Here is a 958-nt window from a genome sequence, read left to right on the forward strand (position 1 = left end):
CAGCGTCGCTATTGGTGGCTCGGGCGGCAGCGGTGGCACCTCCGGCGCGGTGCAAGTGCTGCGCGACGCCAACGATACCGCCTATTCGATCATCACGCACGGCGACCAGTCGGATGCCGTGTTCGCGCAGTCGATTGGTGGCGGTGGCGGCAATGGCGGGTTTTCGGTTTCGGCTGCGGTGGGGGCGCTTGCGCTGGCCATGGGCGGAGCCGCCGGCGACGCCAGCGACGGCAACACCGTGACGGTGGAGACCGCCGGCTCGCTGACCACCTATGGTCAGGGATCGCGCGGCATCTTTGCGCAATCGGTCGGTGGCACGGGCGGCAATGGTGGTGCCGCGATCGCGGTCGCGGTCAACGCCACCGGCACATTCGCGGCGGCGATCGGCATCGGCGGCAATGGCGGCGAGGGCGGTGCATCGAAACTCGTCACCGTCTCGAGCCTCAGCGACATTTCGACGGCCGGCGACAATGCCGGCGGCATCGTCGCACAGTCGGTCGGCGGCGGCGGTGGCGATGGCGGCGGCGCAGCCGGCATCGTCTCGATCGGCGGCACAGCCGGCGGCGGTGGCAAGGGCGGGACTGTCATCGCCAATGTCGGCGGCACGATAACAACTGGCGCTGACGGCAGCGGCGATGGCGCGCATGGCGTTCTGGCTCAGTCGGTCGGTGGGGGTGGCGGCAATGGCGGCTTTGCCCTGTCGGTCGCCCCGGCAGTCGCTGTCGCGATCGGCGGCGGCGGCGGAACCGGCGGCAATGCCGGAGCCGTCAACGTCAACCAGGCCGCGACCGGTCCGACGGTCGACACCAACGGTCGTTCGGCCATTGGCATCCTCGCACAGTCGGTGGGTGGCGGCGGCGGCAATGGCGGTGGCGCGTTTGCGCTTGGCGGCATCGTGTCTGTTTCGGTCGGCGGCAGCGGCAGCGCGGCCGGCAACGGAGACGAGGTCACCTACAAC

Annotated in this window: 1 pseudogene; it reads left to right on the forward strand. The window is 70.5% G+C overall.

The annotated features are described in order from the left end of the window. A pseudogene (locus EN943_RS37885) lies at positions 1-958 on the forward strand (autotransporter outer membrane beta-barrel domain-containing protein); the annotation flags it as partial.

Origin of the sequence: Mesorhizobium sp. M7A.F.Ca.US.006.01.1.1 (genome assembly GCF_003997935.1) — a bacterium.
Classification (GTDB): Bacteria; Pseudomonadota; Alphaproteobacteria; order Rhizobiales; family Rhizobiaceae; genus Mesorhizobium.